Below are 12693 nucleotides of genomic sequence, written 5' to 3'. Positions count from 1 at the left end.
GGTCCGCCATCACGGCGGGCCGGTCTGTTTCTTCATCCGCTTGAGGCGGCGGCGTTCGGTGCGGTTGAGGCGCGGCGCCTCGCCCGAATTCGAGTGGACTTTGTGCACTTTCTGCAGATCGGCGCGGGCGCGGGCGAGGATGGCCACGGCGTTTTCGCGTTGTTTTTCGACGGGTTGAGGCAGGGGCGGCGGGGGGTCGTCGGGATCGGGGGCCGCGAGGCGGGCAGAGAGCCGTTGCTGATCCCGCATCTGGCGCAGGGCGAAATCGCGCAGACGCGCCCAGCGCAGGGCCTCGGTCACCGCCCCGCGCCGCGCCGCCACCCCCATCCGGCGACGGGCCAGATCGGCCAGGGCCTGATCGTCCATATCGGGCAGGTCGTCCCCGTTGTCCGCGGCGGCGTCCGCATCATCGAAGGGTTCGGCCTCCGCCTGATCGGCCCGGCGCCAGCCCTCCGCCTTAGCCCGCTTCCTGAAGGCCGACAGCCCCAGATCGAACCGCCCGCACACCTCGTCGGCACTGCACCCGTCGAGATAGGCCAGACGCGCGGCGTCCCAGGTCTCGGCGCTGCGGATGCGATAGGGCTCGGACATGCCGGGAAGGATGGCACGGGGGTGCGTCAGAATCGGTCGGGGCAACCGTGAGGCTGACGGGGCTCTGTCCGAAAACACCCGAAGTTCAGAAGAATGCCGTGACGTTCAGCGAGCTGTAGGTCGTGTCGCCGGTATCCGGCGCGTTCGGTGCGGTCTTCAGGAACTGACCCCTGGCGAGGTGGAGCGTCCCGACCTCCAGCCGAAGCGCGTCACGCACCAGCCAGTGCCGCACACGAAGTTCGATCTGGTGGCCAGCGAATGCGCCCGAGCGGCCGGTGACATCCCTTACCGAACTGGTCGAAAAGCTGTCCGTCCGGGACGCCAGCCACAGGGGCCGATAGCTGATGAAGACATCCGTCGCGGGCGTCGGCAGCCATTCCACCCTGACGGCGGGCGACGACAGGTTCGCGCGGCCCACCGCATTGTAGAGGCCGGATGGCGCGATCTCGGCGCGGCGCATTCCGTAGAGGGTGTCGAACCGTTCGTAGGTCTGGCCAGGCCGGTCGCCGCTGACCCAGTCATAACGGAGCGAAATCCGCGGCTTCATGGGCCGGTCGAAACTGTAGCCGACATCGGCATGAAAGAACCCGGCCGACACGTCCAGCGTCGCCGCCGTCGGGGCATTACTGGCGCTGATCGAACCCCACTGCCGGAAGGCCTCGACCTCGAAATCCCAGGAGCCCACCGAGGCCGGCCTGAAGACGCGACCGCCGAACGTATCGAGCGCCCTGTCGCGTGTGGGTCGGGTGTCATTGTCCCGCTCGTCGAACCGGAGGTAGGAAACCTCGGCGGCGACCCGTCCGACCAGGCCGTTCCGGGTCGCGACACCGCCCCAGAGCCGGGTGTCGGACCCTTCGCGGTCGGCCCCGTAGGCGTTGTCGAGAAGGGACGGCAGGTCGTCCGGCAGGCGTTGCGTCGGCAGGACATACAGGACGGTGGCCCGCAGACCATCCCGCCCTGTGATGTCGGCGCGAACGCCCGTGTAGCCATTGGTCGTGTTGCGATAGTCGTCGGCGGCGACCAGCCGGCGCGAGCCGAGGTTCAGGACGAACCGTCCCGCCTGAACGGTCGCCGTCGTTCCGGTTCCAAAGGGCGCATCAAGGTCGACGGCGGCATAGGCCTGGACGACCTCGGCGACATTGACCTCATTGGTGCTGATCGGCGTACGGGCATCGCCGCCGTAGGCCCGGCTGTCGTACAGCTCGGTACCGAACCGGACCGGGCCGGCGTCGTATTCGGCGAACAGGGTCGTGCGCAGGTTCCGGACGTCGTCGCTGGCGTTGAAGCCGGGGCGTGGTTGCCCGTCGATCGTATCGAAGCGGAAGCGCGCGGTGGCGGACAGCTTCAGACGGTCATCGGCACCGACGACCCGCCGGAGCGACCAGGGCGACACCGCCGTCTGGGGACTGGCGGTCTGCGCCCGGGCGGCACCCGCCGACGTCAAGCCCGGAAGGCTGCACAATACGGCGCACACCGCCGCGCCGGTCGAACGACGCTTTAACAGGGGCATGGTCAGATCACGCGACGTCGGCGAGGCATTGGCTGCGGGCGACCCGGTCGGTCAGCGGGGCGCAGATTTCGGGCGAGCCGTCGCAGCAGTCCTCCATCAGGAAGGCCAGCAGCCGGGTCATCGTCTCGTACCGGGCGGTGTAGATGATGGACCGGCCGTCACGCCGGCTGTCCACGAGGCCGGCGTGGGACAGGATGTTGAGGTTGGACGACAGGGTGTTCGGCGGCGAGCCCAGCCGGCGCGCGATCTCGCCCGCCGCCATACCGTCCCGCCCCGCCTGGATGAGCATCCGGTAGACCGCCAGACGGCCTTCGTGGGCGAGGGCGGACAGGCTGAAGACGGCAGCTTTCGATTCCATTATTCGACAATACTAGAAATGTTGGATCGTGCAATCGGATTTGGGCGCGCGCGCCTGCGAATGGATGACGGCCCCGGATCGAACCGCCCGCAGACCGCGTAGGCACTGCACCCCTCCAGATAGGCCAGACGCGCGACCTCCCAGGTCTCGGGGCTGCGGATGCGGTAAGGGTCGGACATGCCGGGAGGATGGCACGGGGGCGCATCAGAATCGGTCGGGGGGTAGGAGAGACCTCCGCGGCCCAACCTTCTTGAAGTCTCGGGTTTTGCGACCGGCGGCCAACCGCGTGTGCGAAGTGGAGTGCCAATGGCACGCGGCCTTATCGACCAGCATCGGCCTGAAACAGCTCCCAAGGCGTCATACCCTCGCCCGGATATTGTAAGGCTGCACGACGGGCAGCTGCGTTCAAGACTGCCTGTGCTTCATCGCTTTTCTCGTTCGGGCCGTGGAGGAAAACCGGCGCCGAAATTTCTTCGGCTTCCGGCTGATCTAAGAGGATCTTGACGGACGATATTTTGAAAGGGTCAGCCAAATGGCGCTTATAAATGGCTGATAAGAGAGGCACCGCCATGTCGAGAACCCAGCTCGATGCGTCCCGCAGCTCTAACGCCAGCTTCTGTAGAACTGCAAAAGGCTCCCTACTCGTTTCGCCCCAGACTTTGGCTAGCTCCTGCATTATTCCCCACAACAGAACGGTATCGGCCCCGTCGAACGTCATGTTGCCTGCCGAGTGGGTGAAAAAATCTCGAAGATCTGCGTCGTCATCCATCGCTTCGATTCCGGCGTCGATCATCGCCTGGTCGAAGTGTGACGCGGCCGCGTGCCGCACTGCCTTAGCTGCGTTGGGAGCTTGCAGATAGCTCCGGACGCGGCCGACAAGGGGTTTGATCTTTTCGTCGGTATCATACCCCTTCACGAACTGATTGAACCGGCCGTCAATGAGACTGTTTACTTCCCAAAGGCGTGCTGAGAGGTGCCTGAGAGTCATCAGGGCCGCGATGGAGCGGCGAGCTCGGAGCGGGATCGGATCAGTGTCAGACCACGCTAAAGGGTAGTGGTATAGGAGCTGCATCAGCAGCTGTGCCAAGTCGTTGTACAGCTGGCCCAGCATGACGAAATATCGCCGCTCAAGGGGCGGCATGCGAAGCAAATCAGCTTTGCGGTATACGACCTCGTAGAATCGAATGGGGCCTGCCACTGCTCAAGCTCAAAAGTGCGGTTGATTAGTGGTTATCAGGCACCGCACCAATGTCGGCAACGCCCTCAACGCAACGCTTCCAGTTTCGAAGCTGGACCACGCCGACATCAAACGCGACCGCCCCACAAGTCGCGCCCTAACTTCCTACAAATTCAACAGCGCCGGGTCCCCGCCCTGGGCCGAGATGTTGTTCGAGATCGCCTTTTCTGACGCATAGCGGATCAGGCTGTTGGGCCCGCCCGCCTTCGGGCCGGTGCCCGACAGGCCCTCGCCGCCGAAGGGCTGGACGCCGACCACGGCGCCGGTGATGCCGCGGTTGATGTAGACGTTGCCGGCGGGGACGAGGGCGGTGACTTCCTCGGCGAAGGCCTCGATGCGGCTGTGGATGCCCAGGGTCAGGCCGTAGCCGCGCGCGGCCAACCTGCCCGCGACGGATTTCAGCTCGGCGGGGTCGTAGCGGTAGATGTGCAGGATGGGGCCGAAGACCTCGCGTTCCAGATAGTCCGGGGACGGAATCTCGGCGATGGTGGGGGCGAACAGGTCGCCGCGTTCGGTGCCCGACGGCAGGGTGGCGCGGGCGAGGATCTTCGCCTCTTTCGACAGGCGGACGATGTGGGCCTCCAGCGCCTGGCGGCTCTCGGTGTCGATGACGGGGCCGATGTCCGTGGACGGATCGGCGGGGTCGCCCAGGACCTGGGCCGCCAGCGCGCCCTTCAGCCCCTCGATCAGACTGTCGGCGGAATCCCGGGGCGCATAGAGGATGCGCAGGGCCGAGCAGCGCTGGCCGGCGCTGCCGAAGGCGGAGCCGATGACGTCGTCGATGACCTGTTCTCGCAGCGCCGTGGTGTCGACGAACATGCCGTTCAGCCCGCCCGTCTCGGCGATGAAAGGGATGATCGGGCCGGACCGGGCGGCGATGGCGCGGTTGATGGCGCTGGCCGTATCGGTGCCGCCGGTGAAGGCAACGCCGTCGATGCCGGGGTGGCTGACGAGCGCCGCGCCGACCGTCTCGCCCCGGCCGGGGACGAGGGCCAGAAGGTCGGGGTTCAGACCCGCCCTGTGATACAGGCGCACGGCCTCGGCCGCGATCAGCGGGGTCTGTTCGGCGGGCTTGGCGAGGACCGCGTTGCCGGCGGCCAGGGCCGCGGCGATCTGGCCGGTGAAGATGGCCAGCGGGAAGTTCCACGGGCTGATGGCGGCGAAGACGCCGCGGCCGTGCAGGACCAGTCTGTTCGTTTCGCCGACCGGGCCGGTCAGGGTCGTCGGGCCGCCGAAGTCCCGTTCGGCCAGCAGGGCATAGTAGCGGCAGAAGTCGGCCGCCTCCCGCACCTCGGCCACGCCGTCGTTCAGGGTCTTGCCGGCCTCGCGCGACAGCAGGGCGACCAGGCGGTCGAGGTCAGCCTCCAGCGCATCGGCCATGGCGCGCAGCACCGGGGCGCGGCGGGTGCCGCCCGACCGGTCCCAGGCGACCTGGGCGCGCCCGGCCCGCTCGACGGCATGGTCGATATCGCCGGTCGTGGCCTCCGACACCCGGCCGATGACCCGGGACCGGTCGTAGGGATTGGTGACGTCACGGGGGTTCTCGCCCGCCGCCAGGGCGCCCTCGATCAGGGGGCCGGACAGGAAGCGTTCGGCGTCGACGCGGGCCAGGGCGGCCGCATGGCGATCGCGGTCCGCCTTTTGCGAGTAGTCGCGGCCGAGCGAGTTCTGGCGGTCCATATACATGTCCTTGGGGGTCGGGATTTTCGCGTGGCGGTCGGGGTGGGCCTCGACTACGGCGACGGGGTCAGCGGCGACGGCGGAGGCGGGCACCCGCTCGTCCAGCAGGGCGTGCACGAACGACGAGTTGGCGCCGTTCTCCAGCAGGCGACGGACCAGATAGGGCAGCAGATCCTCATGGCCGCCAACGGGGGCGTAGGCGCGGACGGTCATCTGCTGTCCAGCGGTGCCGAAGGTATCGGCGGCGGCCTCATACAGGGCCTCGCCCATGCCGTGCAGGCGCTGGAACTCGATCTTCACACCGGCGTCCCGGGCCATGCGGTGGACGGCGGCCAGGGAGTGGGCGTTGTGGGTGGCGAACTGGGCATAGAGATGCGGGGCCGCCTCGATCATGGCGCGGGCGCAGACGAGGTAGTTCAGGTCGGTCGCGGCCTTGGTGGTGAAGACCGGATAGTCGGTGCGGCCCATGACCTGGGCGCGCTTGATCTCGGTGTCCCAGTAGGCACCCTTGACCAGACGGACCATCAGGCGACGGCCGGAGGTCCGGGCGAGGTCGGCGACGCGGGCGATGACCTCGGGTCCGCGCTTCTGATAGGCCTGGACGGCCAGACCCAGGCCGGTCCAGCTGCCCAGCGACGGTTCGTGCGCCAGCCGGTCCAGCAGCTTCAGCGACAGGGCCAGGCGGTCGGCCTCCTCCGCATCCATGGTGAAGTTGATGTCGGCGGCCGCCGCGATCCGGGCCAGACGCAGGATGCGGGGATAGAGCTCGGTCCAGACGCGGTCCTCGTGCGTGGCCTCATAGCGGGGCGACAGGGCCGACAGCTTGACCGAGACGCCGTGGCCGACTTCCGGCCCCTGCCCCTTCGCCGTCCGCCCGACGGCGGTGATGGCGTCGGCATAGATGGTTTCATAGCGTTCGGCGTCGGCGGCCGTGCGGGCCCCCTCGCCCAGCATGTCGAAGCTGCACAGCCAGCCCTCGCGGTTCGCGCGCTTCAGGGCCGCCTCGATGGTGCGGCCGACGACGAACTGTTCGCCCATGATGCGGACGGCGGCGGCGACGGCCTGACGGATCACCGGCTCGCCCAGACGGCCGGCGACGCGAGTGAGAAAGCCCGGCAGGTCGGTCTTGGCCTGTTCGTCGGCATCGACCAGCCGCCCGGTCAGCATCAGCCCCCAGGTGGAGGCGTTGACGAACAGGCTGTCGGACTGGCCCAGATGGCTGGCCCAGTCGGCGGAACCGATCTTCTCGGCGATCAGGCGGTCGCGGGTGTCCTCGTCGGGGGTGCGCAGCAGGGCCTCGGCCAGACACATCAGGGCCAGACCCTCGCGGGTGCCGAGGCTGAACTCCTGCAGGAAGCTTTCGACCACGCCCTGCTTCTTCTGGCTGCGACGCGCGTGCTCGACCAGGGCCACGGCGTCGGCGACGACGGCGGCACGGTCAGAGCCGGTCAGGGGCGCGGTGGCCAGCAGGGCGGCGATGCGCGTCGGCTCGTCGGCGAACTTGCCGTGGTCCAGGGTGTCCCAGTCCTGCGAGAGCGCGACCGGGGGCGTGACGTGTGCGTGCATGGCGGGCTCTTACCCCGATCAAATGGTCGGCGCCACCGACCCGATTGCCGCCACGCGACGCCGGGATTATGTCTCTCATTTGAGATACAGGAGATGGTCATGGCCGCGACCGCGATGCTGCACGTCCGGATGGACAAAGACCTCAAGGCCCGGGGCAATGCCGCCCTGGCCGCCATCGGGCTGTCGGCGGCCGACGCCGTGAGGTTGCTGTACCACCGCATCGTGGCGGATCAGGCCTTCCCGCTGGAACTCAAGGTTCCCAATGCCACGACCCTCGAGGCGATGGCGGAGACGGAGGCGTTGATGAGGAGCGGCGAGCCCGGCTTCGCCGACGCGAAAGCCATGTTCCGGGCCCTCGATGGCGAAGACTGACAAACGGGCGGCCAACCCCGCGCCTGCGATTTTGCCAGGACCTTCTCCAAGGATTGGGATCGTCTGTCGGGGTCCGGGCGCTAGGATATGCGGCGTCTCAAGGGTGTCGTGCTGGCACTGATTGCCAACGACGCCCCTTTGGGACCCGAATGGAAGGACCATCCTCTCAAGGGCCGGTGGCTTGGCTATCGAGAGTGTCACATCGGCGGCGATTGCCTGTTGATTTATGAAGTCGATGACACCGTAGGCAAATCCGGCAAGATCGTTTTCACGCGCATCGGAACCCACGCCGATCTCTTCAATGAATAGGCCGCGAAGGCCGCGCGGTGATCCATCTCGCCTTCCGGCCCGCAAGCCGCTAGAGGTTTCTGCCTTGTTAACTCGGCACGAGCCACCGCCCACCCATGCGCATCGTTCTGGCCACTGACGCCTGGGAGCCCCAGGTCAACGGCGTCGTCCGTACCCTGACCCGCACAGTGGCCGAGTGCCGCGCGATGGGCCATGAGATCGAGGTCATCGAGCCCAGCCAGTTCCGCACCATTCCGGCCCCCACCTATCCGGAGATTCGCCTGGCCCTGGGCGCGGAAGAGGAAATCCGCGAGCGGCTGAGGGCCATCGAGCCGGAAGCCGTCCATATCGCCACCGAAGGGCCGATCGGCATCGCCACGCGACGCATCTGCGTGGAGTGGAAACTGCCCTTCACCACCAGCTATCATACGAAATTCCCTGAATATATCTCCGCGCGCTTCCCGGTGCCGGTGCAGGTCGGCTATGCCTATATGAAGTGGTTCCACAAGCCGTCGGGACGGCTGATGGTGGCCACGCCAACGCTGAAGGCCGAGCTGGAAGAGCACGGGTTCAAGAACATCTCGCCCTGGACCCGGGGCGTGGACACCGAACAGTTCCGGCCCGATCTGGAGCGGATCTTCGACAGTCTGGGCGGCAAGCAATGGGCGCGGCCGTTCTGGCTGAACGTCGGACGGGTGGCGGTCGAGAAGAATATCGAGGCCTTCCTGGAGACCGACCTGCCGGGCACCAAGATCATCGTCGGCGACGGGCCGGCGCGCGCCGATCTGGAAACCCGCTATCCGGAGGCCCGGTTCCTGGGGGCGCGGTTCGGCGAGGAGCTGGCGCGCTGTTTCCGGGATGCGGACGTCTTCGTCTTCCCCAGCTGGACCGACACCTTCGGTCTGGTCATCCTGGAGGCCATGGCCGCCGGCACGCCGGTCGCCGCCTATCCGGCCCACGGGCCGATCGACCTGATCCCCGGATCGAACGCCGGGGCGATCGACGAGGATCTGAAGGTGGCCTGCATGAAGGCGCTGGAGTGCGACCGCGACGTGGTCCGCGCCTATGCCGAGACCTTCAGCTGGCGCGCCTCGGCCGAGCAGTTCGTGCAGAATCTGGAACCCTATCCGGAGCCGCAGCGCGGGCGGTTCTGGCGGCGGCTGAGGCGGATCGCGCGGGTCCGTCGTCGCGCGGCGGCCTGAGGCCTATTTCGCCGGACGCGCCATCGGCGTCAGGGCCGTGGCGATCCCGCGCTGGGCCACCAATTCGGATTCCGGCAGGGGCACCAGACCGCGATCCTGCAGATAGCCGCCCTGCCCCACCGCTGCCTCGGACGTGAACTCGATCAGGAACTCCTGCAGGCCGGGCGTCACGCCGATATGGGCCTTCTTCACATAGATGAAGAGGCTGCGGGCCAGTGGATAGGAGCCATCGGCGATGGCGGCGGCGGTCGGATAGACGCCGTCGATGGTCTCGGCCTTCACCGTGTCCAGGTTCTGCTCCAGGAAGGAAAAGCCGAACACGCCCAGCGAGCCGGGGGTGCGGGTCAGGGTCTGGAGGATGGCGTTGTCGTTCTCGCCCGAGTCGATCCAGGCCCCATCCTCGCGCACCGTATGGGCCAGGCTTTCGAACCGGTCCTTGTCCCCGGCTTCGACGGCGGCGGCCGCCGGGACCAGTTTGGCCCCCGGCGTCATGCCGAGTTCCAGAAAGGCGTCGCGGGTGCCTGAGGTGGGCGGCGGGCCATAGACCTGGATCCGCTGACCCGGCAGGCCGGGGTTGACCTGGTCCCAGGTGCGGGCCGGGTTCAGGACGAAGGTGCCGTTCGGGCCCGGAACTTCCTTGGCCAGGCCCTCGTACAGGTCGTTCAATTCGAAATTGAAGCTGTTGCCGGTGCGCGAGGTGGCGATGACGATGCCGTCATAGCCGATGCGCAGTTCGACGATCTCGGTGACGCCGTTCTCGGCGCATTTGTCGAACTCCGACTTCTTCATCGGGCGCGAGGCGTTGGCGATGTCGGGCGTCGAGGGACCGACACCCTGACAGAAGGCCTGAATGCCGCCGCCGGTGCCTAGCGCTTCCACGCGCGGGGCCGAGGCATCGGGATTGTTCCGGGCGAAATTCTCCGCCACCCGGGTGGCGAACGGGAAGACGGTGGACGATCCGGCCGCCCAGATACCGTCGCGCGCAGTCTGGGGACCGCCCTGGCCGCAGGCGGCGACGGACAGCGCCAGCACCGCGGCAACGGTGACGGAGAGGCGGCGAGGCAGGGTGGTCGACATCAGCACAGTCTTTCGAAGCGACGAATCTGCGACGCTTAAAGCAGACGTTTGCGCATGGCCTGTGACAGCATGTCGATCAGGGTCACCGCGATGACCACGACGACCACGATGGCCGAGACCTCGTTGAACCGGAAACCGTTCATCCGGTCATACAGAAGCTGGCCGATGCCCCCGGCCCCGATCACGCCCAGGATCGTCGCGGACCGGCTGTTCGATTCGAAGCGATAAAGGGCGAACGAGGTCCAGAGCGGCGCCACCTGGGGAATAATGCCCCAGACGATCTCGTGCAGACCGGTCGCCCCGGTCGCCCGCACGCCCTCGACCGGACCCTTGTCGATCGACTCGACGGCTTCGGAAAACAGCTTGGCGAGGACGCCGGCCGTGTTCAGCGCAATGGCCAGAACGCCGGGCAGCGGTCCCAGACCCACCGCGACCACGAACAGAAGGCCGATGACCAGATCCGGCACCGAACGCAGCAGGTTCATCACCAGACGCACCGGCGTCACCACCCATATCGGCGACACGTTGCGGGCCGCCGCAAGACCCATCGGCACAGCCGCAAACACGGCCAGGAACGTGCCCCACAGGGCGATCTGGACCGTTTCCCACATCTTTTCGACGAACAGCTTCCAGTCCGTGAAATCGGGTCGAAGGAGCTCGAGTGCAAAACTTCGGGTCGCCTCGTTGTTGGCGAACAAGCGGGTCACATTCTTCAGATCGACGTCGCCGAAGCTGTAGATGAGGACGGCCGCCACGCCGCCCCAGACCAGGACGTCGAGCCCCCACGCGCCAAGAGATCTGGACGGGGCGTTCGGAATGACGGCGGCCGGCGTGACGCTCAAGGCTGGACCTCGCGCAACGAGCGCAGACGTTGCAGTTCAGCCTGGGCGGTTGCCACCCCCGCCGCATCACCCGACCTGCGGGCGTCGGAAAGCTGCTGATCGGCGATCATCTCCCGGACCGGATTGAGGTAGCTGTTGTCGGCGGCGCGGAACTGCGAATACTCCAGGCCCGCCAGGACCTGACGCTGACGATCGGCCTCCACGCCCTCGCCCTGGCCATAGGTCAGGAAGAAGCTGCGGATCTTTTCCTTGATGGCGGGATCCAGGTCCGATCGCAGGACGATGCCGGATTCCGGGATCGGCGGGGACTGCCAGATTTCCTGGATCTGGGCGGCGATCTGCGGATTCTCGCGCGTCAGGAAGACGGTGTTGACAGTGTTGGAGGTGGCCACATCCACCACGCCGGTCGCCACGGCGAAGGCATTGGCCTGGTGATTGGCGGACCGGACCGTCTTGAAACACACCGCCGGGTCAATCGGCGGGGTCTGCGCATTGAACAGGAAGGTCATGGGGGCCAGCGTGCCCGAAGTCGACACGGCGTCGCCGATGCCGAAGTTGAACCGCTTTCCGCAGGCCAGGACCTGTTGCAGCGTGATGCCCGAGCCCGCCTTGACGATCAGGGTGGAGCGATAGCTGTCGGCGCCTTCCTTGTTGACCGTGCGGGCGATGACCTCGGCGTCGGCGCGGTCGATGGCCTCGACCGAGGGCTTGGCCGACAGCCAGGCGACCTGGGTCTGGTTGCCCTTCATGGCCTCGACCAGGACGGTGTAGTTGGAGCCGAAGAAGGGTTTGACCGGGACGCCGATGGCCTTCGACATGTCATCCAGCAACGGCTGCCACAGGGGGCCGGCCGAGGCCTGGCTTTCTGCCGACAGGATGGCGAAGTCGATTTCGGTCGGCGCAGCCCCCGTCGCGGAGTCGTCGCCGTTGCCGCAGGCGGACAGACCCAGCAGGACGGCCGAGGCGGCCATGATCCCGAGACGACGGGTGATGCGGGCGATGCTCATGCCTTGGTTTCCCAGAACGCGTCCTCGAACTCGGGACCGTAGATGTCGATGAGGGTGGGGGTGTCGAGGCCGGTCGAGGGTCCGTCATAGACGATCTTGCCGGCCTTCAGGGCGATGACCCGGTCGCAGTACCGGATGGCATAGTCGACCTGGTGCAGGGTGACGATGACGCCGAGGCCATCGCGCCGGTTCAGCTCGACCAGTAGTTCCATCACCTTGCGGGCCGAGACGGGGTCGAGAGAGGCGACGGGTTCGTCGGCCAGGATGCCTTTGGCGCCCTGGACCAGGGCCCGGGCGATGGCGCCGCGCTGCTGCTGGCCGCCCGACAGGGTGTTGGCGCGCTGGGCGGCATAGTCCGAGACGCCGACGCGGTGCAGGGCCGCCATGGCCTTGTCCTTGTCGGCGGACGGCCAGGCACCGAGGATACCCTGCCAGGCCGGCAGGCGGCCGAGCGCGCCCAGCATGACATTGGAGAACAGGGTGAGCCGACCGACCAGGTTGAACTGCTGGAAGATCATGCCGACCTTCTGACGTGCGGCGCGGACGGCCCCGGTGAGGCGACCGTTCTTCTGCACGCAAACGCCGAAGACATCGATCTGGCCCTTGCCGGCGTCGATCGACTGCATGCCGGTGATGGAGCGGAGCAGGGTCGACTTGCCCGATCCGGACGGACCGATCAGGGCGACCATCTCTCCAGCGGCGACGGATACACTGACACCGTCCAGCGCCTTGCGGACCCCGAAGGTCTTGGACACGTCGCGGACCACTACGAGGCCGGGCGCGGAGCTGACGGCGGATGAACTCATGAACTCGCTGACGGCGGCTGTGGAAACAGGCGCCGAATGCCGCGAGCGACGCGGTCCGGCAAGTCTTCATGCCACGGGGATCGCACCGTCGTCCAGCATGACGGCGTCGACGGAGATGCGACGTTGAAATCAAAGACAATCCGGGTTCGGAGCAGCG

The 12693-nt window shown here is 67.1% G+C and carries 12 protein-coding genes; 3 read left to right on the top strand and 9 right to left on the bottom strand.

Translation table 11 applies throughout. The annotated features are described in order from the left end of the window. Positions 1-9: 9 nt before the first annotated feature. The 5 genes from O3139_RS03335 to putA form a co-directional block, all read right to left on the bottom strand. Complete coding sequence (locus O3139_RS03335) at positions 10-591, bottom strand: hypothetical protein (protein ID WP_269515494.1); 582 nt, start codon at positions 589-591, stop codon at positions 10-12. An 85-nt stretch (positions 592-676) separates the two neighbouring features. Continuing rightward, positions 677-2101 (bottom strand): alginate export family protein, encoded by a 1425-nt coding sequence (locus O3139_RS03330; protein WP_269515493.1) that lies wholly within the window; start codon positions 2099-2101, stop codon positions 677-679. A gap of 7 nt (positions 2102-2108) precedes the next feature. Next, positions 2109-2459 carry an ArsR/SmtB family transcription factor gene (locus O3139_RS03325; RefSeq protein WP_269515491.1) on the bottom strand — a complete coding sequence of 117 codons (351 nt, stop codon included), beginning with the start codon at positions 2457-2459 and terminating at the stop codon, positions 2109-2111. Between the two features lie 319 nt (positions 2460-2778). Then, positions 2779-3570: a hypothetical protein gene (locus tag O3139_RS03320; RefSeq protein WP_269515490.1), complete on the bottom strand. Its 792-nt coding sequence runs from the start codon at positions 3568-3570 to the stop codon at positions 2779-2781. Positions 3571-3801: 231 nt separating this feature from the next. Further along, entirely contained in the window at positions 3802-6942 is a 3141-nt protein-coding gene (gene putA / locus O3139_RS03315) for a bifunctional proline dehydrogenase/L-glutamate gamma-semialdehyde dehydrogenase PutA (protein WP_269515489.1), read from the bottom strand. A 99-nt stretch (positions 6943-7041) separates the two neighbouring features. Between putA and O3139_RS03310 the strand changes: the two genes are divergently transcribed. From O3139_RS03310 to O3139_RS03300, 3 genes are all read left to right on the top strand, one after another. Further along, entirely contained in the window at positions 7042-7314 is a 273-nt protein-coding gene (locus O3139_RS03310; protein WP_269515488.1) for a type II toxin-antitoxin system RelB/DinJ family antitoxin, read from the top strand. 87 nt (positions 7315-7401) lie between these two features. Further along, entirely contained in the window at positions 7402-7623 is a 222-nt protein-coding gene (locus tag O3139_RS03305) for a type II toxin-antitoxin system YafQ family toxin (protein ID WP_269515487.1), read from the top strand. A gap of 95 nt (positions 7624-7718) precedes the next feature. Continuing rightward, positions 7719-8804, top strand: coding sequence for a glycosyltransferase family 4 protein (locus O3139_RS03300; RefSeq protein ID WP_269515486.1), 1086 nt, complete (start codon positions 7719-7721; stop codon positions 8802-8804). A 3-nt stretch (positions 8805-8807) separates the two neighbouring features. Here O3139_RS03300 and O3139_RS03295 read toward each other — a convergent pair whose 3' ends face one another. From O3139_RS03295 to phnC, 4 genes are read right to left on the bottom strand one after another with little or no spacing between them, the layout of a single operon-like run. Then, complete coding sequence (locus tag O3139_RS03295; RefSeq protein WP_269515485.1) at positions 8808-9881, bottom strand: substrate-binding domain-containing protein; 1074 nt, start codon at positions 9879-9881, stop codon at positions 8808-8810. 35 nt (positions 9882-9916) lie between these two features. Continuing rightward, positions 9917-10723, bottom strand: a complete 807-nt coding sequence (phnE, locus tag O3139_RS03290; protein ID WP_420022334.1) for a phosphonate ABC transporter, permease protein PhnE — start codon at positions 10721-10723, stop codon at positions 9917-9919. Beyond that, positions 10720-11730, bottom strand: coding sequence for a phosphate/phosphite/phosphonate ABC transporter substrate-binding protein (gene phnD / locus O3139_RS03285; RefSeq protein WP_269515484.1), 1011 nt, complete (start codon positions 11728-11730; stop codon positions 10720-10722). The genes phnE and phnD overlap by 4 nt, the downstream gene beginning before the upstream one ends. Next, positions 11727-12536 carry a phosphonate ABC transporter ATP-binding protein gene (phnC, locus tag O3139_RS03280; protein WP_269515483.1) on the bottom strand — a complete coding sequence of 270 codons (810 nt, stop codon included), beginning with the start codon at positions 12534-12536 and terminating at the stop codon, positions 11727-11729. Before phnC ends, phnD begins: the two co-directional genes overlap by 4 nt. Positions 12537-12693 lie beyond the last annotated feature (157 nt).

It is taken from the genome of Brevundimonas subvibrioides (assembly GCF_027271155.1).
GTDB lineage: Bacteria > Pseudomonadota > Alphaproteobacteria > Caulobacterales > Caulobacteraceae > Brevundimonas > Brevundimonas subvibrioides_D.
Note: the sequence above shows the minus strand (reverse complement) of the source record. Positions and strands in the feature narration are given on the sequence as shown.

Coding starts and splice junctions, on each gene's coding strand:
- O3139_RS03320 (WP_269515490.1), bottom strand. CDS start 3,570: ATGCTGGGCCAGCTGTACAACGACTTGGCACAGCTGCTGATGCAGCTC.
- phnC (WP_269515483.1), bottom strand. CDS start 12,536: ATGAGTTCATCCGCCGTCAGCTCCGCGCCCGGCCTCGTAGTGGTCCGC.
- putA (WP_269515489.1), bottom strand. CDS start 6,942: ATGCACGCACACGTCACGCCCCCGGTCGCGCTCTCGCAGGACTGGGAC.
- phnD (WP_269515484.1), bottom strand. CDS start 11,730: ATGAGCATCGCCCGCATCACCCGTCGTCTCGGGATCATGGCCGCCTCG.
- O3139_RS03325 (WP_269515491.1), bottom strand. CDS start 2,459: ATGGAATCGAAAGCTGCCGTCTTCAGCCTGTCCGCCCTCGCCCACGAA.
- O3139_RS03330 (WP_269515493.1), bottom strand. CDS start 2,101: ATGCCCCTGTTAAAGCGTCGTTCGACCGGCGCGGCGGTGTGCGCCGTA.
- O3139_RS03335 (WP_269515494.1), bottom strand. CDS start 591: ATGTCCGAGCCCTATCGCATCCGCAGCGCCGAGACCTGGGACGCCGCG.
- O3139_RS03300 (WP_269515486.1), top strand. CDS start 7,719: ATGCGCATCGTTCTGGCCACTGACGCCTGGGAGCCCCAGGTCAACGGC.
- O3139_RS03310 (WP_269515488.1), top strand. CDS start 7,042: ATGGCCGCGACCGCGATGCTGCACGTCCGGATGGACAAAGACCTCAAG.
- O3139_RS03295 (WP_269515485.1), bottom strand. CDS start 9,881: ATGTCGACCACCCTGCCTCGCCGCCTCTCCGTCACCGTTGCCGCGGTG.
- O3139_RS03305 (WP_269515487.1), top strand. CDS start 7,402: ATGCGGCGTCTCAAGGGTGTCGTGCTGGCACTGATTGCCAACGACGCC.